Source organism: Mesorhizobium sp. PAMC28654, from assembly GCF_020616515.1.
In the GTDB taxonomy this organism is placed as follows: domain Bacteria; phylum Pseudomonadota; class Alphaproteobacteria; order Rhizobiales; family Rhizobiaceae; genus Mesorhizobium.
Map to the genome: position 1 here is coordinate 1,243,547 of NZ_CP085135.1, position 22,403 is coordinate 1,265,949.

Sequence of the window (22,403 nt, forward strand, 5' to 3'; positions counted from 1 at the left end):
GGCCACGCCGGACGCCTTGCCAAATGAACGTTGGTCTTGGCCAACCGAACGATTGAGTTGAAAGGGAGTACGCCGTGGCGGTGATCCGTGTCGGGCTTATAGGCCTTGGAGAGGTCGCGCAGTCGATCCACCTGCCGGTGCTGAGCGATCAGCGTGACCGCTGGGTGATCGCCGGCGTCCATGATGTTTCGCCAAGCCTCGTGGCGCTATGCACATCCGAATATGCGACCGCCAAGGCCTATGACTCAGCGGAAGCCCTGATCCGTTCACCGGACATCGACGCCGTGTTCGTGCTGTCGTCCGACGACACGCACAGCCGCTTCGTGCGCGCCGCCATCAAGGCCAACAAACATATCCTCCTGGAAAAACCCGCCTGCCTGACAGTGCGCGAGATCGACGAATTGCTGGCGCTGGTGCCAACGTACGACAAGACACTCTTCGTCGGCTATATGCGGCGTTATGCGCCTGCCTATCTGGCGGCCATGGATGAACTGCCTGATCATGCCGATATAACCCATGTCCGCATCTTCGACCTGATCTCGGAAGGTCGGCATTTCCTCAAGAAAAGCCAGAACGTCCTCTATTCCCAGGACATCGACCAGAACCTGCTAGCGCGTGGCGCGAAGGAGCGCGATGCGCTCATCCGCGAAGTGGTGGGGGGCGATGCACCGGCCGATCTGGTGCGCGCCTATCGCGGCCTGACCGCACTCTCCTCGCACCATATTTCCGCGATGCGCGGGTTGATCGGAGAGCCGCTGGGCGTGCTCTCGGCGCACCGCACCAATGGCGGCGCCAACACATCAGTGACCTTCGATTACGGTCATTTCGCCTGCTGCTATGATGCGGTCGTTGACGACATCGGCCTGTTCGACGCCATGATCGAAGTGCGATCGAACACCAGGCGGGTGCGCATCATCTACGACACGCCCTATATCCGCAGCCTGCCGACCCGTCTGGAGGTGACCGATGCCGGTCCGCTCGGCCCGGTGACCAAGACCTTCGGTCCGCTCTACGGAGATGCCTTCTCCAACGAGCTCGAGATATTCCACCGCCACATCACCGACGGCACCAAGCCACTGACCGACCTGGCGGATTCACGCCGCGACTTGGCGCTGATGGCCGAGATCATCGATCGGATGAAGGAGAGCGGCAGGCGCTGAGAGCAGCCGTCTACTTCCCGCAATGGTGGCCGTTGATCTTGTTCAACGCATTCGCGTCGGGACCGACGCGAATGCGTGAGCAGGTTCCTGCAGCCGTCGCAATCCTTGGTCTCGCCAGCGCGCGGTCAGTAGCCAAGCGCCATGCCGTCCTTGCGCGGATCGGAAGCTCCGGTCAGCGTTCCCTTCTCCCAGTCGATCAACACCAGTTGGCCACCACCGAGCGGTTCGTGCGGCGCCACCACGCTGTGGCCGCGCCGGCGCAGCCCTTCGATGGCCTCGGCAGAGACGCTGCGTTCGGCGCTCACCATGTCGTCGTTGTAGAACACACGTGGCGCGTCCATCGCTTCCTGGGGGTCCATGCCGAAATCGAACATGTTGGTGAGCAGATGGACATGGCCAAACGGCTGGTAGCCGCCGCCCATCACCCCGAATGGCATGAGCGCACGGCCGTTCCTGGTGACCATGCCTGGCATGATGGTGTGCATTGGCCGCTTGCCCGGTGCGATGCAGTTCGGATGCTGGGGATCAAGGCGGAAGCTTGTCCCGCGATTTTGTAGAACGATTCCGGTCTTCGGGCCGACAATGCCACTACCGAATGAAAAATAGGTCGAATTGATGAAGCTCACCGCGTTGCGGTCGCGATCGACGACCGAGATATAGACCGTGTCGCTGCCGGGCAACGCGACACGCGGCAGATGCGTCATGGCGCGCTCGCGATCGATCTCGGCGCGCAGCCGATCCGCGTAGTCACGGGACAGAAGTTCTTTGACGGGAACCACCACATGGTCCTGATCGCCAACCAGATTGTCACGGTCGCGATACGCAAGCCGTCCCGCCTCGATCTCCAGGTGCAGCCGCTCGGCGCCGTTGGGGTCAAGCCCGCCCGGCAAGAAGCCGGACAGGACATTCAGCATCAGCAACGCCGTCAGGCCCTGATTGTTCGGTGGCATCTGGTGAATGTCGTAGCCGTGGTAGGACGTGCTGACGGGCATCGTGTAGTCGCCCCTGGTCGATGCGAAATCCTCGTGCGTGTGCAGGCCACCCAGCGCCTGCAGCCTGGAGACCAGGTCATCGGCGGTCTCACCCGCATAGAAGCCAGCCCGGCCATCCCTGGCGATCTTGCGCAACGTCGCGGCGAGTTCCGGCTGGCGATGGACATCACCCGCCACGGGCGCCCTTCCGCCCGGCAGGAAGATGCGGGCGGCATGCTCATCGGCCGAGAGATCCGTCTCGGGATCCGCCCAATCGAAAGCGACGCGGTCATGCACGACATAACCGTGCTCGGCATAGTGGATGGCGGGAGCCAGCGCATCGGCGATGCCTTTGCGGCCATGGTCGTCCAGCAGGCGGCACCAGGCATCCACGGCGCCGGGCACCGTCACCGAGTGAGGTCCGCCAGCAGGAATACGGTCGAAGCCTTTTTCAAGATACCAGTCGACATTCGCGGCCGCGGGAGCGCGGCCGGAGCCGTTGAACGCCAGCACGTCGCCCTCGCCATTCGGGCAATAGAGCACGAAGCAGTCACCGCCGATGCCCGTGGACTGTGGCTCCACCACCGCCTGCACGGCTGCAGCCGTCACCGCGGCATCGATCGCATTGCCGCCGGCGCGCAGCATGTCGATGGCGGCGAGCGTCGCGAGCGGATGCGATGTCGCGGCCATGCCTTCGGTGGCGCGGACTGGAGAGCGGCCGGGAAACTGTAGATCACGCATCGGGGGTCAGTACCTTGTCATAGGAAGCAGCTATAAAGCTTGGGCGTAAGCCACAGCTTTCGCATCGAGATTCGTCTTGCACGAGCTTGATTTCAAAAACCTACTTTCCACTTTTCCGGACCATGCTCTAGCGGCGGCGACCGAACAGCTGCGCCATCGAGAGCAGCACGATCGACAGCACGATCAGGCAGGTGGAGATCGCGGCGATCGTCGGATCGATCTGGTCGCGCAACGCGTTGAACATCCGGCGCGTCAACGTCGTCACCTCGCCACCGGATATGAAGAATGACACGACCACCTCATCGAATGAGGTGATGAAGGCGAACAGCGCGCCCGAGACGATCGAAAATCGGATCTGCGGCACCGTCACTTGCCAGAAGGCGGCAAAGCGCCCTGCTCCCAGGCTGCGCGCCACCCGCTCCTGGTTCATGTCATAGGACCTGAACCCGGCAAGCACCGTCAGCATCACCAGCGGCAGCGCCTGCACGGTATGGGCCAGCACCAGCCCGGTCATGGTGTTGTTTAGGCCGACCCGCGCGTAAATGAAGAACGTGCCGATGCCCACGAGGATGACCGGTACGATCAAGGACGCGGTCATCAGCGCGTTGATGAAACCCGACATGCGCAGTATCCGGGAATTCAGCGCATAGGCCGCCGCCACTCCGATCGGTGTTGCGATCATCGTCGTCAGGATCGCGGCCTTGACCGATACGATGGTGGCGTCACGCCATTCCACGGACTGGAAATAGGCTTCGTACCAGCGCAATGACCATTCCTGTGGCGGAAACTGCAGCAGCGTCGACGCCGAAAATGACATTGGCACGATGATCAGCGAGGGCGCGATCAGGAACAGCAGCACGAGGCCGCCAAAGGCATACAGCCATAGCCGCCGCCAATGCGAGATCGGCAAACCAAGGTCCTCGGTCATCTTGCGCTCCAGACGCCGGTCGCGCGGGCTCCGAACAACCTCTGCAACAGCGCGAGAAGGCCGAGCGTGACGGCAAGCAGGATGACACCCAGCGCGCTGCCGGCGCCCCAATTGGAATAGAGGCTTGTGGTCTGCTCCATCCGCATCGCCCACATGATGACCTTGCCGCCCCCCATCAACGCCGGAGTGACGAAGAAGCCAAGGCACAGGACAAAAACGATGACCACGCCCGAAGCCAGGCCCGGAAGCGACAGCGGAAAGAATATCTGGCGAAAGGTCGCCGATGGACTGGCGCCTAGGTTCATCCCGGCCCGCAGATAGTCGGAATCGATCGCCTTCATCGACGCATAGAGCGGCAGCACCAGGAAAGGCAGCATGATGTGTGTCATGCCGATGATGACACCGGTGAAATTGTTGGCCAATGACAATGGCTGATCGATCACCCCGAGATCCATAAGCCAGGTGTTGACCAGGCCCTTGCGCTGCAGGATCACCAGCCATGCATAGGTCCGCACCAGCACGGAGGTCCAGAACGGCAGAATCACGAAGATCAGACAGACCGAGGCGATGCGCTGCCGCAACTGCGACAGCATGTAGGCCAAGGGATAGCCGAGGAGAATGCAGAGTCCGGTGACGGTGAATGCCACCTTGAAGGTGGTGACAAAGGTCCGGATGTAGGAACTCTGCTCGACGAAGCGGGCATAGTTGGAACCGCTAAGCAGGCCGTTTTCATCAAAGAACGAAAGCCAGAACAGCCAGCCGATCGGCAACACGATGATCACGCCAACCAGCAGCAGGCCTGGCGAACACAGTGCCAGCAAGGCCAGTGATTCACGCCGCGCATCCGCCCTCAGCACGTTGGCGTTCGCGCCGCGAAGGTGACCTTCGGTGTCCGCCAGCGTCGTCATGCTTCGCTCGTCACGATGCTGGCATCTTCGGCGTTGATCTGAAGATTGATCGCCTGCCCGATTTGCGGAATCCTGGAAAGAATATCGCTGCGGCAATAGTCGCGCAGCGCGATCTGTTCGCCATTGGCCAGCGTGGCGTAGCAGATGAAACTGTCACCTTGATAAACGATGTCGCGTACGGTGGCGGCAAAGACATTCGCGCGGTTATCCGAAGCGTCTCCGGCGAGCCTGACACATTCCGGGCGTGCGACCAGCCAATGCCGACCCGACGGCGGCACCGGTGACCCGGTGTGAATTCTCTGTCCAGCGTACCATGCAGCGCCGTCCCGGCAGTCGACGGGGATGAAGTTCGAATCTCCGATGAAGCCGGCGACGAACCTTGTGCGAGGCTTCGCATAGAGAGCCTTTGGCTGGTCCAATTGCTCGATGCGGCCTTTGTTCATGACGGCAATCCTGTCCGACATGGTGATCGCTTCACGCTGGTCATGGGTGACGTAGACGGTGGTCATTCCCAGCCGGCGGTGTAGGCTGCGCAACTCGATCTGCATATGCTCGCGCAATCCCTTGTCGAGCGCCGAGAGCGGCTCGTCCATCAGGACGATGCGCGGCTCGAACACGATCGCCCGCGCCAGCGCGACACGCTGCCGTTGCCCGCCCGAAAGCTGATCGACGCGACGGTCGGCAAGGCCCTGCAATTGCACGAGTTCAAGTGCCCTCTCGACCCGCTCGGCGGTTTCCACGGCTGCGATGCGCCGCTGCTTCAACGGGAAAGCAATGTTGTGGAAGACGTTCATATGCGGGAACAGCGCATAATTCTGGAACACCATGCCAATGTTGCGCTTGTGCGGCGGCATGGTGATGACCTCATCTCCGCCGATCCTGATGCTTCCGGCATTTGCCCGCACAAACCCGGCGAGGATCATCAGAAGCGTTGTCTTGCCTGACCCGGACGGACCAAGCAGTGTGAGGAATTCCCCAGGCGCCACGTCGAGATCGAGATCGCTGAGAACCGGGACGCTGCCGAAGCGCTTGGCAATTCCCTTGATGCTGATCGGCGGCGAGGACTGGGCTGCGGACAAATCGACACTTCCTTCAGAGATGAGCTGTGCGAGAACGCAATCGCCGGATCGCCGGGAACGAGTCCCCGGCGCCAAGGTGATTGTCGAACCGGACGCGGCCTTACTGCTGGATCAGGTTGTTGAATTTTTCCGTGGCTTCCACGAGGTTGTCACGCCAGAATTCGGCATCCTGCAGAACCTGTTTCTTGACGTTCTCGGGCGATGAATTGATGTCCTTGATCCTGTCCGCGGGAATCTTGCCGGTCTCGAAAGCCTTCTCGTTCACTGGCCCGTTGTCGACATAGAGCGGCAGATTGGCCTGAAGTTGTGGGCTGACGAACATCGCAAGCGCCTTCATGGCGATGTCCTTGTTCTTCGAGCCCTTGGGTATGACCATGCAGTCCGCGGTGAGAACGCCCTGATCGAAGGAGAAGCTCACCGGCGCGCCTTCCTTCTTCAGGGTGCCGGCGCGCCCGTTCCAGATGCTGGCCATGTCGACTTCGCCGTCCTTGACCAACTGCATGGCCTGGGCGCCGGACGTCCACCAGGCGTCGATGTGGCCGCGAATCTTGTCCACCGACTTCAAAGCGGCGTCGACGTCCACGGGATAGACCTTGTCGATGGGAAGGCCTTCGGCAAGGGCAGCGACGCTGAGCGTTTCGGTCGACTGACTTCCGCTGAGCGCGCGGCGGCCCGGAAACTTCTCGACATTCCAGAAGTCAGCCCAGGTCTTCGGTCCCTTGTCGCCAAAGACATCGGTACGATAGATCAGCACCACGGACGTGTAGGAGATGCCCACCCAGTCGTCATGCACGAGCTTCGGGTTGATCCCGGTCTTGTCGATGATGTTGTAGTCGAGCTTCTCGAACAGGCCTTCCTTGGAGCCCCTGGCGCATTCGTCCGCGCCCAGTTCGGTGATGTCCCACTTGACCGCATTGCCGGTCACCTGGAGTCGGACGTCGTCCAGTCCGTTGGTGGTGTCTTCCTTGATCGTGATGCCGAGTGCATCGGCGGTGGGCTTGAAGAAGGCTTTGGTCTGCGCTTCCTGATAGGTGCCGCCCCACGAAGCGACAGTAATGGTGTCGGCCGCGAGCGCGCCCGAGACGGCGCCGACGACCAGACCGGCCGTGGCCAGTGCACTAACAAGGCTTGATTTTCTCATCGTCATGTTCCCCGGATATTGCCATTGTTTCGGCATTCTATTTTGTATACAACTTTGAATGTAATCGCTGGCAAAAACAAATGTCAACTTGAAAGATCGCGTTCTTCAGCCATAAGCTGGCATCCGCATGGGAGAGTTGAGTGGCCGGCGACCACCGCTGTCCCGACAATGCCGGCGGCCGACAGTGGCCGGCATTTCTCGAGCAAGAATTGGAAATCGCTTCGCATGGCCAAGGGGAAGAACACGTTGCGCGAATCCGTGTACGGGTCGCTGAAGGCGATCATCGTCACCGGACAATTGCCGCCGGGCGCACGCGTTACCGAGAATGACCTGGCAGTGAAGCTGAAGGTCAGCCGCACGCCGGTGCGCGAGGCGCTGAACCGGCTGGAGCAGGACGGGCTGGTCATTGGCCGCCCGCGTCAGGGCTACGTCGTCACCGAATTCGACATCCACATGTTCCGCGAGGCATTCGAGATACGGGAACTGCTGGATGGTTACGCGACCGAGCTGGCGACGGCCAATATCACGGCCAAGGACAAGGAACGCCTGCGCGAAATGGTCAGGGAATGCGAGCGCCTGGCGGCCCTGCCTGACCGCAAATCGGAGGACATGTTCCAGGAGTTGCAGATCGGAATGGACATCCACCGCACCATCGCCCAGATCAGCGGCAATGTGATGCTTTGCGGGATACTGAACGGCATTCTCGACAAGTGCCAGCATTATGTCTGGATGGAACTGCTGAGGCTGGACGAATGGAAGATCGCCCGCGACGAGCACTTCGATATTGTCGAGGCGATTTGCGCGGGTGATGCGGCGCGTGCCGTCGAATTGACGCGCGAGCACATCCGCGGATCACGCAACAACATCCTGCGGCTGCTACAGGCGAAGTCGGACTACCAGACATTTCTTGCTCGCGCCTCATAGCACAAACAAAGCCGAATGGCCGGGCGGCGAGGCCGCCCAGGCCCTTTACGATATCATGGATAAGCGCCGGCAATGCTCGCGCGCTGGCGCACCAGGGCCAGCACTGTGTCTATCGTCGGCGTTTCGACGCCAACAATGCGGCCCAGCTCCGCGACGGCGGCAACCACGGCATCGATCTCCATCTGCCTGCCGCGCTCGAGATCCTGCAGCATCGATGTCTTGTGCTCGCCGATGGCGGCCGCGCCGTCGATGCGACGCTCCACCGATATCGGCATGGTCACGCCGAGCGCATTCGCCACCTTCTCGGCTTCGGTCATGATTGAAAGCGCCAGTCGCCGCGTCTCGGCTTCGCCGCAGATGCGGGCAAGCGTGGCTCCCGTCAGCGCACTGATTGGATTGAAGGCCACGTTGCCCCACAGCTTCACCCAGATCTCGGTTCGGATGTCGGCCTTGACGGGAGCCTTCAGGCCAGCGCCGATCAGCGCCTTGCTGAACGCCTTTACACGCTCCGTGGCAACGCCTGAAGGCTCGCCAAGGCTGAACCGGTCGCCGGAAACATGCTTGACCACACCAGGCTCGACCACTTCCGCCGCCGGGTAGACGACACAGCCGATGACTCGGTCGGCTCCAATGCCGTGCTTTTGCACCCCGCCGGGATCGACCGATTCCAGGACATGGTCACGCCATGGACCGTCGAGGTCATGAAAATACCACCACGGCACGCCGTTGACCGCCATCACCACGCTGGTTGCCGGCCCGAGCAGTGGCTGCATGCGGTCGACGATACCGGCAACGGCCGGCGCCTTCAGCGCAACGACGACAACGTCCTGCTCGCCGGCCTCGGCGGGATTTTCATAGGCCGCAACCTGCACGGTCGACGACGTTTCGCTTTCGACGAGACGAAGCCCACTGGCCTGCATCGCGTGCAAATGAGGCCCGCGCGCGATCAGCGAGACTTCATGGCCGACTTTCGCCAGACGGGCGCCCACCAGGCCGCCGATGGCACCTGCGCCGTAGATACAGATTCTCATCGCGTGATCCCCAGCCGTTCGGCAAGACCGATCCGCTGCAATTTTCCGGTCGGTCCTTTCGGTATCTCCTCCAGGAACACGACGCGACGCGGGACCTTGAAGGGCGCCAGTCTTGTGGCTACGAATTCGCGCAACTCGCTTTCGGTTGCGGCAGCGCCTTCGCGCAGCACCACGGCGGCGGCAACTTCCTCGCCGAGCTTCTCGCTCGGCATGCCGAAGGTCAGGGCCTGGAGCACGGCCGGGTGTTCGGCAATGACATCGTCCACCTCGCGTGGCGAAATCTTCTCGCCTCCGCGATTGATGATCTCCTTGAGCCGGCCACTGATGGTGAGGTAGCCCTGCTCGTCCAGATGGCCAAGGTCGCCGGTGCGAAACCAGCCATCGCGAAAGGCCTCGGCATTGGCTTCCGGACGATTCTCGTAGCCGCCGGTCACATTCGGCCCGCGGATGACGATTTCGCCGGGTTGGCCCGGCGCCGCCAGTTTTCCGGAAGCGCCGAGGATCGCCACCTCGGGACCAGCGGCGATGCCGACCGAGCCCGGCTTGCGCGGCGATGGCGGCAACGGGTTGCTGGTCATCTGGTGCGCCGCTTCCGTCATGCCGTAGGATTCGATAACCGGACAGGCAAAGATCTGCTCAAGTTCGCCGATCAGTACCGGCGACATTGGCGCGGACGAGGAGCGGATGAGCCGCAGCCTGTGCCGCTCCATCACCTCGCGGTTGCGTTCGGCACGGCCGAGGATCGCCTGATGCATGGACGGCACGGCGCTGTACCAGGTGGCAGTCGACTCATCCAGCCAGCCGAAGAAGCGCAGCGCATTGAAGCCGCCGCCGCAATAGACGCTGGCGCCGGCGGCGATCGAAGACAGCAGCGCACCGATCAGGCCATGAATGTGGAAAAGCGGCATGATCACCAGCCCGCGATCAGACTGGGTCAACGACAGCGTGCGGGCGATGTTGCGGGCCGAGGTTGTCAGGTTGAGGTGGCTGAGCGGCACGATCTTTGGTTTCGACGTGGTTCCGGAAGTATGCAGCACCAGCGCGATATCCGCAGGCGTCGCGTCGGCATCAGCCACCGGCGCGCCCGTTGCCTGCCCGACGACGAGATCGAATGACCCGGTCGGCGCATCATTCACGGGGCGCAACTCGATGATCGCCACGCCGCGTGCTAGCGCTGCCGCGCGCGCCGGCGTCTCGGACCCTTCCAGCACCACCAAGGCCTTGGTGCCGAGGTCGTTCAAGTAATAGTCGAACTCCTCCGTGCGATAGCTTGGATTGAGCGGCGCGGCCGTGGCCGCCGAGGCAATCGCCAGGAACGCGGTGGCCAGTTCGGCGCTGTCCGGCATGACGATCGCCACGCGGTCGCCGGCAGCAATGCCGGCCTTTCGAAACACAGCAGCGACGGCCGCGATCCGGTCGCCAAGCCCACCATAAGTCAGCGGGGCACGTCCGGGTGCGAGAATGGCGAGGGATGCCGGATCATGCGCGGCGACAAGCGCCGGAATTGTTGAAGTCGCGGATGTCATCGATGGGTCCTCGCTTGTCGTAAAGGGTTCAGCCGGCGCTGCCAAAGAGGCCGTCGCGCACGGATTCCAGATGGCGCCGCATCGCCTGGGCAGCGGCTTCCGCGTCGCGCCCGGCAATGGCGTCGACATAGGCGCGGTGTTCCTCGCGATAGATGGTGAGGCGTTCCTGCGTCAGCGTTTCATGCCGCAGCCGCGACCATTGCGGCTGGGCGCGAATGGCGTTGAAGGCCTCGTAGATCGACAGCAGCAGCACATTGTGCGCTGCTTCGGCGACCGCCCGGTGCAGCCGTGCGTCCCACAGCTCCCACGTCTCGACATCCTTCGCCACTTCGCTCCTGGCGAGCAGATGACGTAGCTCGGCGATCTCGGCCGCCGTTGCCCGTGTCGCCGCTAACCGCGCCAGCGACGGCTCGACAAGGATTCGCGCTTCCATCAGTTCATTCGGGCTGGTGTGCGGCGCGACCAACGGTGCCGTCCCTGCAAGGCGACGCGGGCGACCCCCAACGAAAGTGCCCTGCCCGACATGGCGCCAGATCTTGCCTTCGGCTTCGAGCACTTCGAGGCCTTCGCGCAAAGCACTGCGGCTGAGGTCGAGTTGTTCGGAAAGATCGCGCTCCGCCGGAAGCCTGCTGGCCTCAGGAAAGGACGCACTCCCGATCAATTCAAGCAGCTTTGATACGGCGCGTTCCCTACGCCTCATTTGATACCAACCCAAATTGGTTTCACGATTTGGATGCAGCGTATCAGCGAAACAAATTTCAGAGCGAGCAGAATTTTGATGTCAATTCTGAAATTGGTATCAATCAGGCCGACCGAAAACGTCAATGTCCGGCCAAGCGCATCTTTGACTTCGCGGTAAGCCGCGCTGGCATACGCATTGCCGCAGTGATCGCGTCTCTCGCGACGAGCCGAGCCGATGGCGAAATTTGGATGAAGCAGAGCCGACTGGCATTCAGGACTGCTCTGGCGAGCAGGCCTGCTTCGCGTTTCAGGGCTTCCGGGCCGGCAGTGGTGGAGAGGGTTGGATTTGAACCAACGTAGGCATAGCCAACGGATTTACAGTCCGTCCCCTTTAACCACTCGGGCACCTCTCCAGTCTGCCGCCGGAGCCATGCAACGAGGCTGCGTCACGACCGCCATGGCTGTCGTCCGCGATGCGCCTTATGGCGGCACCATCCAAAACTGTCAACCGCAACATTCCGGCAAAACGCATTGAAATTTCATCCGCGTCACGATGGGTGGTTGTCCGGCGCGACTGTATCCATTTCCAGCGGACATGGTTATAGAACCGGCATGAACAGCGATAACAATTCCAAGACACCAAAAGACACCCACTACGCCAAGCTGCGCCGCGCCTATCGCGACGAGAAGAGCGGCGGCGCGCCAGCATTCCGGCCACGCCAACCAGTGCCGCCGGGCGAAAATGCAGCGGATGGGCTGGTCCGGCTCTATGGCCTGCACACGGTACGGGCTGCGCTGGACAATCCACGCCGCAAGATCAGCAAGATGCTGGTGACGCGCAATGCGCTGGAGCGCCTGGACATAGCCGACCTCGCCGCCTTGCCCTTCAAGACCGAACTTGTCGAGCCGAGGGACATCGACAAGGTGATCGGCTCCGACGCCGTGCACCAGGGCGTGCTGATCGAGGCCGAACCGTTGAAGCCGAAGCGCCTTGATGCCCTTGGGGATGCCAAACTGGTGCTGGTGCTGGACCAGGTCACCGATCCGCACAATGTCGGCGCCATCCTGCGCTCGGCGGTGGCCTTCGGTGCCGGTGCGCTGATCACCACGGCGCGCCATAGCCCACAGGAATCAGGCGTGTTGGCAAAATCGGCTTCCGGCGCGCTGGAACATATCGACCAGATCGAAGTGAAGAACCTGGCTGACGCGCTTGGGCAATTGCGCGAAGCCGGCTTCCAGACCATCGGCCTTGATTCGGACGGCCCCACGGAACTTGAAACCAGCTTCGCCGGTGACAAGATCGCCTTGGTGCTGGGCGCCGAGGGCAAGGGGCTGCGCCAGAAGACTCAGGAGACGGTTACGACGCTGGCACGCCTCGACATGCCCGGCGCCATCCGATCGCTCAATGTGTCTAATGCCGCCGCGGTCAGCCTCTATGCGGCACGGGCATTCCTGAAGCAGCGCGGCTAAGCCGGAAGCGGCAACCGATCCGCCCGATCGAAACGAGAAACGGGTTCCGGCGACGAACGCCGGAACCCGCTCTTCGCGAGGCAAAGAGTTGGCGGCTTGGGAACGTTGCGCCGCCCCCTCCTGACCTATGCCGCCTTGCCTTTGGCTTCGGCTGCTTCGCCGCCGACTTCGAAATTCGCCATCCGCTCCAGCGCTCGCACCAGCGCCGAATGATCCTCCTTGGCGCCGCCATTGGCGGCACAAGAATTGAACAGCTGCTGCGTCGTCGAGGTGTTGGGCAGTGACACGCCGAGCGCCTTGGCGCCCTCCAGCGCCAGGTTGAGATCCTTCTGGTGCAACTCGATGCGGAAACCCGGCGCGAAAGTGCGCTTGACCATGCGCTCGCCATGCACTTCGAGGATGCGCGAGGCCGCCAACCCGCCCATCAACGCCTGCCGAACCTTGGCCGGATCGGCGCCGGCTTTTGAAGCAAAAACAAGGGCTTCGGCAACGGCTTCAATGGTCAACGCGACGACGATCTGATTGGCGACCTTGGTGGTCTGGCCGACGCCGTTCGGTCCGACCAGCGTGATGTTCTTGCCCATCTTTTCGAAGATGGGCTTGGCGCGCTCGAACGACTTTTCCTCGCCGCCGACCATGATGGTCAGCGATGCCGCCTTGGCGCCAACCTCGCCACCGGACACGGGGGCATCGAGATAGAGGCAGCCGAGATCGTTGATCTTCTTGGCGAACACCTTGGTCTCGATCGGCGAGATCGAGCTCATGTCGATGACCAGCTTGCCTTTGGTCAAACCAGAGGCAACGCCATTCTCACCGAACAGCACGTCGGAAACCTGCGGCGTGTCCGGCACCATGGTGATGATGATGTCGGCGGCCTTGGCCACGGCGTGATGGCCGGTCACGGTCTTCAGCCCCTTGGCAACAAGGTCAACTGGTGGCTTCGAACGATGGTCGCTGGTGACGACCTTGTAAGCTGCGTCGAGAAGGTGCCCTGCCATCGGCGCGCCCATGATGCCGAGGCCGATGAAGCCGATGGTTTCCATTTTCATTCTCCGTCGTGTGTTTTTGTCGAGGCCGCGCTCCCTGGCGCGCGCCGGCCGCTAAGCCGCAGCGCTTCCCTGCCCAGCCAATTCCCGGAGCCAACCCAGCCCAGCTTCCGTCCCGGCCTTGGGCTTGTATTCAGCGCCCACCCAGCCGGAATAGCCGATGCGGTCGATATGATCATACAGGTAGGGATAGTTGATCTCGCCCGTCCCCGGTTCGTGACGACCGGGATTGTCCGCAAGCTGGATATGCGCGATGCGGCCGAGGTTTGCCTCGATGGTACGGGCGAGATCCCCCTCCATGATCTGCATGTGGTAGATGTCGTATTGCAGGTACAGGTTCTTCGAGCCGACGCGGTCGATCAGCGCCAGCGCCTGGTCCGAATAGTTCAGGAAGAAGCCCGGAATATCCCGGGTATTGATCGGCTCGATCAGAAGCTTGATGCCGGCCTGCTCCAGTTTCTCCGCCGCGAAAGCCAGGTTCTCGGCAAAGGTATCTTCAAGCACCTTTGCCGCAACGCCTTGCGGCGCGATGCCGGCGAGGCAGTTGACCTGCTCACAACCCAGCGCATGCGCGTAGGTGATTGCCTTGGCAACGCCCTGGCGGAATTCGGGGACGCGATCGGGCAGCACGGCAATGCCGCGCTCACCCTTGGCCCAGTCACCGGCCGGCAGGTTGAACAGGACCTGCGTCAGTCCGTTCTTCTTCAACCGCGCGGCCACGACATCGGGCGCATGGTCGTAGGGACCGATATATTCGACGCCCTTGAAGCCCGCGCGCGCGGCGGCATCGAAGCGATCGAGAAAGTCATGCTCGCCAAAGAGCATCGAAAGATTGCCTGAAAACCGTGGCATAGCGGGATTTCCTTACAAAGTGAATCAGTCGAGCATGACGATCGCCGTCGGCGCGTCTTCCTGATGTTCGGCAAGTTCCTCGAATTCGGTGATCTTGTCGATTTCGGTGCCCATGGAGATGTTGGTGACGCGCTCGAGGATGAATTCGAGCACGACCGGAACCTGATGTTCCTTCATCAGCCGTTGCGCCTCCTTGAAGGCACCAGCGAATTCCTCCGGCTTGCGCACCCTGACGGCCTTGCAACCCATGGCTTCGGCGACGGCGACATGGTCAACGCCGTAGCCCGCTTCGGGATCACCGGTCCGGTTGATGTTCTCGAAGGCGAGGTTGACTTCGAAATCCATCGAGAAGCCGCGCTGCGCCTGTCGGATCAGGCCGAGATAGGCATTGTTCACGACGACGTGGATATAAGGCAGCTTGTGCTGCGCCCCAACAGCCAGTTCCTCGATCATGAACTGGAAATCATAGTCGCCAGATAGCGCCACGATGTTGCGATCCGGGTCAGCGGCGCGAACGCCGAGCGCTGCCGGCAGCGTCCAACCGAGCGGTCCGGCCTGCCCGCAATTGATCCAGTTGCGTGGCTTGTAGACATGCAGGAACTGCGCGCCGGCGATCTGCGACAGCCCGATCGTGGTGACATAGGTGGTGTCGCGGCCAAACGCCTTGTTCATCTCTTCATAGACGCGCTGCGGCTTCAGCGGCACCTGGTCGAAATGCGTTTTGCGCTTCATCGTCTTCTTGCGCTGCTGGCACTCCCTGGCCCAGCCCGACCAGTCACGCAGCTTTCCCACCGTCTTCCATTCGGTGGCGACGTCGAGCAGAATCTTCAGCGCCGCGCCCGCATCCGAGACGACGCCAAGGTCCGGTGCGAAGACACGACCAATCTGCGTCGGCTCTATGTCGACATGAATGAACTTTTTCCCCTTGGTGTAGACGTCGACCGAACCGGTATGGCGATTGGCCCAGCGGTTGCCGATACCGAAGACGAAGTCAGCCTCGATCATGGTGGCGTTGCCGTAGCGGTGCGAGGTCTGCAGGCCGCACATGCCTGCCATCAACCGGTGATCGTCGGGTATCGCGCCCCAGCCCATCAAGGTCGGGATGACCGGAACGCCGGTGATCTCGGCGAATTCGATGAGAAGGTCGGAGGCATCCGCATTGATGATGCCGCCACCAGCCACGATCAATGGCTTTTCGGCCGCATTCAGCATGTCCAGCGCCTTCTCGGCCTGACCGCGTGTCATCGCGGGCTTGAACGGCATCATCGGCTCATAGGCGTCGATGTCGAATTCGATCTCAGCCAGTTGCACGTCAACGGGAAGATCAATCAGGACAGGCCCCGGCCGCGACGAGCGCATCAGATGGAACGCCTTCTGCAGCGCCATCGGCACCAGATAGGGCTCCATGACGGTGACCGCCCATTTGGCGACGGGGGCCGCGATGGCGGCGATATCGACTGCCTGGAAATCCTCCTTGTTCAACCGGGCGCGCGGCGCCTGGCCGGTGATGCACAGGATCGGAATCGAATCGGCGGCGGCCGAGTAAAGCCCGGTGATCATGTCGGTGCCCGCCGGGCCCGATGTGCCGATGCAAAGCCCGATATTGCCTGATTTGGCACGGGTGTAACCCTCAGCCATATGCGAAGCGCCCTCGACGTGGCGGGCAAGAACGTGGCGGATCGAGCCCCTCGCCTTCAACGCCGAATAGAGGGGATTGATCGCAGCGCCCGGCACGCCGAAGGCGCAGGAAATGCCTTCCTTTTCGAGAACGAGAACCGCGGCATCGACAGCGCGCATCCTGGCCATTTTCCAGCCCTCCACGGGATTGTCATTGTTTGATGGGCTGATGATGCTCGCGGCGGAGCTATTTTTCAATTTTTTCAGAATATTTTTTCATTTTCAGTAAATAGCCCTTATGCATTGATTCTGTTTGCGTTTTCGTTTTTCATGAATCTCATCGCCTCCAGCAGTGAAAAACTTTTTCATTGCGTCTTGGACGAAATCACCGAGAATGGCGCCGATGGAAACAAACGAAAAACGCCAGCGTGGCCGTCCGCGCTCCTTCAATGGTCCGGCCGAGGCCGCTTCGGTTCAGTCGCTCGACCGGGCACTGCGCATCCTGGCTATTGTCGCGGACGGTAGCGGCCTGTCGCTCAGTGAGATCGCGGCGCAGAGCGGTCTTGCCGCCTCGACCGCCTATCGCATGCTGACGACAATGGAGAACCACGGCATGGTAGAGTTCGACTCGAGCGACCAACTGTGGTCGATCGGCGTCGAGACCTACCGCATGGGCGCGGCGTTCCTGCGTCGCCGCAAGCTGGTCGACCGCGCGCGCACCGTCATGCAGGATCTGATGGAGCAAACCGGCGAAACCGCCAATCTTGGCGTCGCCGAGGATGATTGCGTCGTCTTCGTCAGCCAGGTCGAGACACACCAGGCGATCCGCGCCTTCTTCCGGCCGGGCACGCGCAGTCCGTTCCACGCCTCGGGCATCGGCAAGGCGGTGCTGGCGCATCTCGAACCGGAACGCGTCGGCGCCATCCTGCGCAAGGCCGGCCTGGAACGCTTCACCGACAAGACGCTCTCGGATCTCCCCGCCCTCACCCGTGATCTGGGCAGGATCAAGCTGCGCGGCTGGTCCGTGGACGACGAGGAACGGCACCCGGGCATGCGCTGCGTGGCGGCGGCCATCTTCAACGAGTTTGGCGAACCAATCGGCGGCGTCTCCGTTTCAGGACCGACAGTGCGGGTGACACCGGAACGGCTGGCCGAGATCGGGCCCCTGGTGCGCAATGCCGCGGCCGACGTGACAAAGATGATCGGCGGGGTCAGATCATCCTGACGATCCGGCAATCGCGCTCAACGATGCGGCAAGCATTCGAATCCCCTTCCGCAACGGCCCAAGCCAGGCTTGCCCCGACAGCAAAAAAGGGGCTGCAAGGAGCCCCTTTTTTCTGGCTGTTTGAAACAATCGCCTCCCTCTCAAAGCCGGCAGTAGTGGCGATAGCCGTCGTGGCCGATATAGGTGTTGGAGTCCGGATCGTAGCTGTCGTAGCGTTCGAAGCAGCGGCGGACATGCCATGAGCCGCCTTCGTCGTCGACATAGACGGCCTGCGGCTGTTGCTGTGCCAGTGCGCTGCCGAGCAGGAAGCCGCCGACGCCAGCAGCGATGCCAATGCCCAGGCCGTAGCCGTGATGATGATGCAAGGGATGAGCAGCCGAGGGCTGGATGGTGCCGGCCAGCATGGTGGCGGCGACGGTGGTGGCGATGAGGCCGGAAACGATTGTGCGCTTGAACATGACGATCTCCTTGTTTCGTTGACAGAAGCGAACCATCCGCCTCTTGATCATCTGTCGTTGCGGCCACGAAAAAGGTTCGAAGATTTTTGATTTTTCTCGACGAGGCAAGAAACTGGGCTTGAGGGCACGGAATCCGTCGCCGATGGCCGCCGATCCGTCTCGCATGACGATGGCAAAGCACTGCCCTACATACGGCAAAAAGGGCGGCCGAAGCCGCCCTTGCTGGTCGCGCCGTCAGGCTATTCTTAGAAAAGATGATGGTGATGATGGTGGTGATGCCACCACTGGTGATGATGATGTCGGTGGTGATGGTGATGGCGGTGCATGCCGTGAGCCGACGAAGACTGGACGGTACCGGCCAAGCCAACAGTGGACAGCAAGATGGCAATGAGGCTGGAAGCGAATGCGCGTTTCAACATGACGGATCTCCTGGATCTCTGATCGAGGCGACCATTCGCCTCTGGAGCATCAGTCGTGACGGCGAGCGAAAAGGTTCGGAGAATTTCCAAGGGCAAGCAACGCCGCCGCCTCGTTGCTCAGAAAGCCGGCGCGTGGAATGCAGCGGTTACACTTGCTTAACCCATGCCGGTGACATGGCGTAGCCAGAAGGCAAGCGCGATAAAGCCAATGATGGTGGTCACGCCGGTCCAGTCGATGTTGGCGCTCTTCAACTCCTTGACGGCCTTCACCAGCAAAGCCCAGACAGCGACCACCATGATGGCAATGACGACAAACCTTATCATCCCAGACATCCTCGCGCATACGATTGCACCTCCTCCCATATAGGGCGTCGGTTGGTGGTTTTCAGGATGCCCAAGCAGGCCAGCAATCCGCCACGCCAGTGGTGAAAAACCGACTTTTGTCTTTACTGGCGCTGCAAATATGCTAACCGGTGCGCCGTGCCCTTGTAGCTCAGCTGGTAGAGCAGCGGTTTTGTAAACCGAAGGTCGGCGGTTCGATTCCGTCCGGGGGCACCAGTATTTAATATCGCTATTTCAATAGGATCGAAGGTTCCGCCTTGGCCAAAATTGGCGCGCCATGCAAGGCGGCGGACGAAAAAGGCCGGTCAAAAGCGCGTCGCGTTTGAGCGGATTCATGCGACGCGCTTTAAGTCTTTGTTTTTATGCATATCGTTTTCCCAAAACCGGCGCGCACTTTTGGGCGACATGCATTAGCAGTGGATGACGCTCCCAGTTTGCGGTCGAAAGGGTCGGGATCACCGAGCAGATAGCTCCTCGGAAATAGCTGATCCAAGCCATGCGAGGCGGAGAGCGGCGACGCTCTTTCCCATGCCAGCTACAGAATGGATACCTCGTCTCGGATTCGAACCGAGAGTGTAGGGAAATGCACCCCCCTTGTGTAACCCACTCCGCCACGAGGTAGCTAACATTAGGTGCCTCTCTGGCGAATGTGAAGTAGATTCACTTAGCGATTTTGCGTATGCGGCGGACCTGTCGATCCGCCGGTCGGCGTTCCAGTAGTAGGGTGCGCCGCCACCAAGAATCGGTAGCCATTGGTTGTCATCCATCGGGCTCGCGCGAGATGCCTCTCCCAAGCTCGGTACGCCAGCACAGGCTCCTTTTCAGGATCGATGTGCGAAACGATGTGGGCAACTTCACACCAGTCCGCGTTCTCAGCCGCGGCGTCAGGCAGGCAAATGTAGGGAAACAGGCGCTCTTCGTCGTACCCTGTCGGCGCCTCGTCCGCGACATCCGGATCAAGCAATGGCTGCGCATTGCACCTTGTAGCGCCAGTTGACGATGACGACGCAAGGAGCCCGCCCCGGCGTGAGCCGAGACGGGCCTGGTGTCGTCATGACCTGCTTGAGGGAAACAGGCTTAAGCAGAACTTCGTTATGTCGACGCGGTTCCGTCCTTAGATAAAAATTCAAGCGCCGCTGGGCCAATTAAACGTCCCGCACGCGGAGGAACAACGCCCCGAAGGCGATTGCCTCGCGGCTTAATCAGGACGGGGTCAAGGCGTGTTGAGGGAAGTGCGGTACAGAAAGGTAGATTCCGGATTGCCTTGGACCTAGGAATACAAGTTGTTTTTGTTGTTTCTCTGCGCCAGTAAACCGCCACGAGGCGCACAGCACTGATATCAAAAGACCCTTTGATTCTTTTCTACTCGACGTTTTTCAGCAAGCCGGTCGACATCGGCTCGATCCCCTATGATGGACCAGGGGGATTTACCCTCGACAAGCGCCGCATTGCCGAAGCCACGGCTGTGGTCTTTCATATCCCCAACTATCGGGAGATTGGCGACGCCTTCAAATATCCCGGGCAATATTGGATTGGCTGGACGATGGAGAGCCGTCAAAACTACAAGCGGTTCAACGACCCGATGTTCATGCGGCACTTCGATTTCACAGTGACGCATGAGACCAAGTCCGAGATCTGGACGCCATATATACCGATAAAGAGTTGGTGGGATGAGGTGATGGCCATGCCTATTCCCGCCAAGACCGAAACGGCTCCTCTCGCGCTCTTCGTGTCTAAATCCAAGTCAAATCACAGCGGTCGAATGGACCTCATCGAGGGGTTGTGGGAGCACATTCCCATCGATTCCTATGGTCGGTTCAAGCGGAACAGGACGATCGAACTTCCGGACCTCGGATCACGGTCAAAGCTCGCTGCCATCGGGCGCTACAGGTTCGGTTTTGCGTTCGAGAATTCGAAAGAGCCGGACTATGTCACCGAGAAAATCTACGACTGTTTCAAGGCCGGGACGGTGCCGATTTACCTCGGGGCTCCCAATGTCGCTGAATTCGCCCCGCCGGGTTCGTACATCAACGCGGATGACTTCGGGAGCGCGCGTGATCTCGCTGACTATCTCAAATACCTGATCGAGACACCACAGGCATACGAAGCGTTCTTTGCGTGGCGCTCGAAGCCGCTGCCCGATTTTCTGGCGGAGAGGATTCGAGTGCTGGAGACCCCATTGTTCATCAGGTTGCTGGATTTCATTCGGCAAGAGGCTGACAACAGGCCCTCCAATCCCGCCGGCCGCCCCGGATTACCGTTTGGGCGCCGTGAGTATCTTTCCACTCGACTCCGCAAGTGGAAGAAGAAAGTCCCGCAATAGACCGCATGAACTACTTCCGCGCGGCGATGACGAGGCGGAACTGGCTTCACCAGATTGGGCTAACGCGAGACACGGATGCAACATGAGGCGCGCGATTCCGTCCGGGGCACCAAGTTTAACGAATTGACGCGGGTCTGAGTCCTCAATCCCACCTTTTTCGGATGCGGGCTTCTTCAGCGCCTCGCTCACGACCTCCTCTATTGCAGTCGCAAACCCGCGGCGCCAGCACGCTTGCCGGAAGTCAAAATTCGCCGCGACGGAAAACCGCGCGAGCGGCGTTTAAGGATTTGCACCACTTCCCAACAACGTGTTGTGCGACCCAAAAGAGAGGACATCATGAGAAAGATAATTTTGATCGCTTTTGCCGTCGGAGCCGCCCTGTCGGCAGTGGCTCCTGCTGAAGCGAGTGGCGGCTGCGGCATCGGATTTCATCGTGGGCCGTATGGCGGATGTCGCCCAAATCGCGGCCCCGTGGTCGTCGTTCCCGGCCCAGCCGTAGGTATATTCTATCCCGGCCTTGGGTATTGGTACGGTGGTCATTATTGGGGCCATCGCTATCGGCACAGTGGTGGGTGGCTCTATCGCTAGACGCGCCATGCGTCAGCGGGAATGGGCAAGCTTCCGTTCCCGCACCTTGCAACTGCGTGACCTTGTTTTTCACCCCCTCACTCCCATGAGCAGAGTGGCGGACCCTCCGAGTTGGGCGCAACTGCGCCCAACAGAATGCGCAATTATCACGGCCGGCACGATGAAGCCTGATGGCGGGATCCGCCGCCCTCTCGCCGTCGGTTTGAGGTGATTGCGCGAATCCGCTTGCCATCGCGATGTTCACTTAATAGCTTGTAAAGTGAACTGCGAGGCCATCATGAAAATCGCCGAGGATCACAGCGACAACGACAGCGCCATGTCCAGCATGGAAGCGCGGCGGTCCACGATATTGGGCGATCGCGTCAAGTTCTATCGCACCGCACGGCGACTCACCCTGCGCCAGCTCGGCGACATCGTCGGCACCACCGCCAGCTTCCTCAGCCAGCTCGAGCGCGGCCTCTCCGGCGCCAACACCAGCACGCTGATGCTGGTAGCCAACGCACTGGGCATCAGCCTCTCCGACCTTTTCGATGAACGCAAGGCGACGCCGCACGCAGTGCTGACGCGCGCGGAGCGTCCTGCGCTTCCGGTCAGCGAAGGCTATCGCAAGACGCTGCTGTCACGCCGCCCGATACGTGATGTCGAGGTCTATTGCGGACATTTCGATGTCGGCGGCTCAACCGGTGATGCCCCCTACACCCACGGCAACGCGCACGAGATGTTCCTGGTCCTGCGCGGCCGGGTCGAACTGACGCTCGGCGCCGAGACCTTCATTCTGGATGAGGGTGACAGCATCGAATACCCCACATCGACGCCGCACAAGACGGTGAATGTCGGCAGCACGCCCGCCGAAGTGCTGTGGATCATCGCACCGCCAACCAGCGGCGCCATCGATCTCGACGAATATGTAGCCCGGAAACCACTCGCGGCCGGGTTGCCTCAAGCAAAAGGCGAGTTTGGGAAGGATGAGTAA

The 22,403-nt window shown here is 61.0% G+C and carries 21 protein-coding genes and 2 tRNA genes; 9 read left to right on the forward strand and 14 right to left on the reverse strand.

What is annotated here, in order from left to right:
* Positions 1-74 precede the first annotated feature (74 nt).
* Positions 75-1,160, forward strand: coding sequence for a Gfo/Idh/MocA family protein (locus LGH82_RS06335; RefSeq protein ID WP_227347715.1), 1,086 nt, complete (start codon positions 75-77; stop codon positions 1,158-1,160).
* Between the two features lie 125 nt (positions 1,161-1,285).
* On the opposite strand, the gene ggt is transcribed toward LGH82_RS06335, so the two are convergent.
* From ggt to LGH82_RS06360, 5 genes are all read right to left on the reverse strand, one after another.
* On the reverse strand, positions 1,286-2,872 hold the full coding sequence (ggt, locus tag LGH82_RS06340; RefSeq protein WP_227347716.1) for a gamma-glutamyltransferase: 1,587 nt from the start codon (positions 2,870-2,872) through the stop codon (positions 1,286-1,288).
* Positions 2,873-2,999: 127 nt separating this feature from the next.
* On the reverse strand, positions 3,000-3,800 hold the full coding sequence (locus LGH82_RS06345) for an ABC transporter permease (RefSeq protein ID WP_227347717.1): 801 nt from the start codon (positions 3,798-3,800) through the stop codon (positions 3,000-3,002).
* The gene (locus tag LGH82_RS06350; protein ID WP_227347718.1) at positions 3,797-4,708 is read right to left on the reverse strand and encodes an ABC transporter permease; all 912 of its coding nucleotides are present in this window, start codon (positions 4,706-4,708) and stop codon (positions 3,797-3,799) included. The genes LGH82_RS06345 and LGH82_RS06350 overlap by 4 nt, the downstream gene beginning before the upstream one ends.
* Complete coding sequence (locus LGH82_RS06355) at positions 4,705-5,787, reverse strand: ABC transporter ATP-binding protein (RefSeq protein WP_227347719.1); 1,083 nt, start codon at positions 5,785-5,787, stop codon at positions 4,705-4,707. Before LGH82_RS06355 ends, LGH82_RS06350 begins: the two co-directional genes overlap by 4 nt.
* Before the next feature lie 100 nt (positions 5,788-5,887).
* A complete protein-coding gene (locus LGH82_RS06360; protein ID WP_227347720.1) occupies positions 5,888-6,928 on the reverse strand; it encodes an ABC transporter substrate-binding protein in 1,041 nt (346 codons plus the stop codon).
* 225 nt (positions 6,929-7,153) lie between these two features.
* On the opposite strand from LGH82_RS06360, the gene LGH82_RS06365 reads away from it, so the two are divergent.
* Positions 7,154-7,852 carry a GntR family transcriptional regulator gene (locus LGH82_RS06365; protein WP_227347721.1) on the forward strand — a complete coding sequence of 233 codons (699 nt, stop codon included), beginning with the start codon at positions 7,154-7,156 and terminating at the stop codon, positions 7,850-7,852.
* A 53-nt stretch (positions 7,853-7,905) separates the two neighbouring features.
* Here LGH82_RS06365 and LGH82_RS06370 read toward each other — a convergent pair whose 3' ends face one another.
* The 4 genes from LGH82_RS06370 to LGH82_RS06385 form a co-directional block, all read right to left on the reverse strand.
* On the reverse strand, positions 7,906-8,883 hold the full coding sequence (locus LGH82_RS06370; RefSeq protein WP_227347722.1) for a 2-dehydropantoate 2-reductase: 978 nt from the start codon (positions 8,881-8,883) through the stop codon (positions 7,906-7,908).
* Positions 8,880-10,409, reverse strand: coding sequence for an acyl--CoA ligase (locus LGH82_RS06375; RefSeq protein WP_227347723.1), 1,530 nt, complete (start codon positions 10,407-10,409; stop codon positions 8,880-8,882). Before LGH82_RS06375 ends, LGH82_RS06370 begins: the two co-directional genes overlap by 4 nt.
* A 28-nt stretch (positions 10,410-10,437) precedes the next feature.
* Positions 10,438-11,109, reverse strand: coding sequence for a FadR/GntR family transcriptional regulator (locus tag LGH82_RS06380; protein ID WP_227347724.1), 672 nt, complete (start codon positions 11,107-11,109; stop codon positions 10,438-10,440).
* Between the two features lie 309 nt (positions 11,110-11,418).
* Positions 11,419-11,503, reverse strand: a tRNA-Tyr gene (locus LGH82_RS06385).
* A gap of 199 nt (positions 11,504-11,702) precedes the next feature.
* Here LGH82_RS06385 and LGH82_RS06390 point away from each other — a divergent pair.
* Positions 11,703-12,560 (forward strand): TrmH family RNA methyltransferase, encoded by an 858-nt coding sequence (locus tag LGH82_RS06390; protein WP_227347725.1) that lies wholly within the window; start codon positions 11,703-11,705, stop codon positions 12,558-12,560.
* A gap of 125 nt (positions 12,561-12,685) precedes the next feature.
* On the opposite strand, the gene LGH82_RS06395 is transcribed toward LGH82_RS06390, so the two are convergent.
* Genes LGH82_RS06395 through gcl form a run of 3 tightly spaced genes read right to left on the reverse strand, consistent with a single transcriptional unit; the run spans position 12,686 to position 16,264 of the window.
* Positions 12,686-13,603: a 2-hydroxy-3-oxopropionate reductase gene (locus LGH82_RS06395; protein ID WP_227347726.1), complete on the reverse strand. Its 918-nt coding sequence runs from the start codon at positions 13,601-13,603 to the stop codon at positions 12,686-12,688.
* Positions 13,604-13,660: 57 nt separating this feature from the next.
* Positions 13,661-14,458 carry a 2-oxo-tetronate isomerase gene (gene otnI / locus LGH82_RS06400; RefSeq protein ID WP_227347727.1) on the reverse strand — a complete coding sequence of 266 codons (798 nt, stop codon included), beginning with the start codon at positions 14,456-14,458 and terminating at the stop codon, positions 13,661-13,663.
* Positions 14,459-14,482: 24 nt separating this feature from the next.
* On the reverse strand, positions 14,483-16,264 hold the full coding sequence (gene gcl, locus LGH82_RS06405; protein ID WP_227347728.1) for a glyoxylate carboligase: 1,782 nt from the start codon (positions 16,262-16,264) through the stop codon (positions 14,483-14,485).
* Between the two features lie 214 nt (positions 16,265-16,478).
* Here gcl and bhcR point away from each other — a divergent pair, with 214 nt between their 5' ends.
* The gene (bhcR, locus tag LGH82_RS06410; RefSeq protein WP_227347729.1) at positions 16,479-17,300 is read left to right on the forward strand and encodes an HTH-type transcriptional regulator BhcR; all 822 of its coding nucleotides are present in this window, start codon (positions 16,479-16,481) and stop codon (positions 17,298-17,300) included.
* A 140-nt stretch (positions 17,301-17,440) separates the two neighbouring features.
* On the opposite strand, the gene LGH82_RS06415 is transcribed toward bhcR, so the two are convergent.
* A complete protein-coding gene (locus LGH82_RS06415) occupies positions 17,441-17,758 on the reverse strand; it encodes a BA14K family protein (RefSeq protein ID WP_227347730.1) in 318 nt (105 codons plus the stop codon).
* A 254-nt stretch (positions 17,759-18,012) separates the two neighbouring features.
* On the opposite strand from LGH82_RS06415, the gene LGH82_RS06420 reads away from it, so the two are divergent.
* Positions 18,013-18,360, forward strand: a complete 348-nt coding sequence (locus LGH82_RS06420) for a hypothetical protein (protein ID WP_227347731.1) — start codon at positions 18,013-18,015, stop codon at positions 18,358-18,360.
* Here LGH82_RS06420 and LGH82_RS06425 read toward each other — a convergent pair.
* Positions 18,334-18,501 carry a hypothetical protein gene (locus LGH82_RS06425; RefSeq protein WP_227347732.1) on the reverse strand — a complete coding sequence of 56 codons (168 nt, stop codon included), beginning with the start codon at positions 18,499-18,501 and terminating at the stop codon, positions 18,334-18,336. The two genes, LGH82_RS06420 and LGH82_RS06425, sit on opposite strands and share 27 nt — an antisense overlap.
* A 158-nt stretch (positions 18,502-18,659) precedes the next feature.
* Between LGH82_RS06425 and LGH82_RS06430 the strand changes: the two genes are divergently transcribed.
* The 4 genes from LGH82_RS06430 (at position 18,660) to LGH82_RS06445 (ending at position 22,403) form a co-directional block, all read left to right on the forward strand.
* Positions 18,660-18,735: transfer RNA gene (locus tag LGH82_RS06430), tRNA-Thr, on the forward strand.
* A 1,135-nt stretch (positions 18,736-19,870) separates the two neighbouring features.
* Positions 19,871-20,842, forward strand: coding sequence for a glycosyltransferase family 10 domain-containing protein (locus LGH82_RS06440; RefSeq protein WP_227347734.1), 972 nt, complete (start codon positions 19,871-19,873; stop codon positions 20,840-20,842).
* Between the two features lie 336 nt (positions 20,843-21,178).
* On the forward strand, positions 21,179-21,430 hold the full coding sequence (locus tag LGH82_RS33590) for a GCG_CRPN prefix-to-repeats domain-containing protein (RefSeq protein ID WP_413771429.1): 252 nt from the start codon (positions 21,179-21,181) through the stop codon (positions 21,428-21,430).
* A 277-nt stretch (positions 21,431-21,707) separates the two neighbouring features.
* Positions 21,708-22,403, forward strand: a complete 696-nt coding sequence (locus LGH82_RS06445; RefSeq protein WP_227347735.1) for a helix-turn-helix domain-containing protein — start codon at positions 21,708-21,710, stop codon at positions 22,401-22,403.